This is a genomic window from Xanthomonas dyei (genome assembly GCF_002939865.1).
Taxonomy (GTDB): domain Bacteria; phylum Pseudomonadota; class Gammaproteobacteria; order Xanthomonadales; family Xanthomonadaceae; genus Xanthomonas; species Xanthomonas dyei.
In genome coordinates this window covers 1-751 of record NZ_MDEE01000113.1, presented here as the reverse complement: position 1 = coordinate 751, position 751 = coordinate 1, and the positions used below count along the sequence as shown (strand labels likewise).

General features: G+C 57.0%; 1 protein-coding gene and 1 pseudogene. One reads left to right on the top strand and one right to left on the bottom strand.

Annotated features, from left to right (window positions below):
- A partial coding sequence (locus tag XdyCFBP7245_RS23445) for a transposase (RefSeq protein ID WP_146091739.1) occupies positions 1-200 on the top strand: 200 nt, incomplete at its 5' end.
- A 123-nt stretch (positions 201-323) separates the two neighbouring features.
- Here the strand turns inward: XdyCFBP7245_RS23445 and XdyCFBP7245_RS23440 are convergent.
- Positions 324-662 (bottom strand): annotated as a pseudogene (locus XdyCFBP7245_RS23440) (RHS repeat-associated core domain-containing protein); the annotation flags it as partial.
- Positions 663-751: the final 89 nt, after the last annotated feature.

The window sequence follows — 751 nt, the reverse complement described above, 5'->3', positions numbered from 1 at the left end:
GTTGGGAACACTTCAAGGCCAGCGTGCGCGCGAAGGTGGAGCATCCATTCCGGGTGATCAAGCGCCAGTTCGGCTACACCAAGGTCCGCTATTGCGGCCTGGCCAAGAACACGGCACACGTGCTGACCTTGTTTGCGCTGTCAAACCTGTGGATGAAGCGAAAGCAGTTACTGCCTGCGATGGAGGGCGTGCGCCTGTGATCCGTGGAATTCCCACGGGAAGCGCCAGAAATGGCGAAACTCCGAAGATCCAAACGAGACTCTCCGGAACGATGCGGACATTCCGCACTCTCAGGCATCGTTATTCAGACCTTCCTTAAAAACTAGCGGATTGGCTTTTACATAAGCGAATGTACTGATCCCCCCATCTAGGCCAATCGGATCACTCTGCCCATACCGACCAGACGCCGCGTCGTAATCCCGGAAGTAGTTCTGATTGAACCCGCTGGCTGCATCAAACCGCTGGCCTGGAAAGCGCATATCTAACACCATCGCGGTGCCATCTCCATCCGGATCCTGGTTGGGTGCGGTGTTGCCGAACGCTTCGCCCTTCAGGCTCCAGTTCCACACAGCAACGTCGCGGGCGGCATCGACGACCACACGTGGGCTGCCGAGGTGATCGGGTTCGATGTAGTGCAGTTGACCGCCGTTGGCCAGCAGGCCCGACGTCCCCCCAATTTTGAGTAGCACCTCAGTTTGGAGTCCAATTCCCTATCCCGAGGAGATTGGATGTGAAGAAGCGTTTTTCCGAA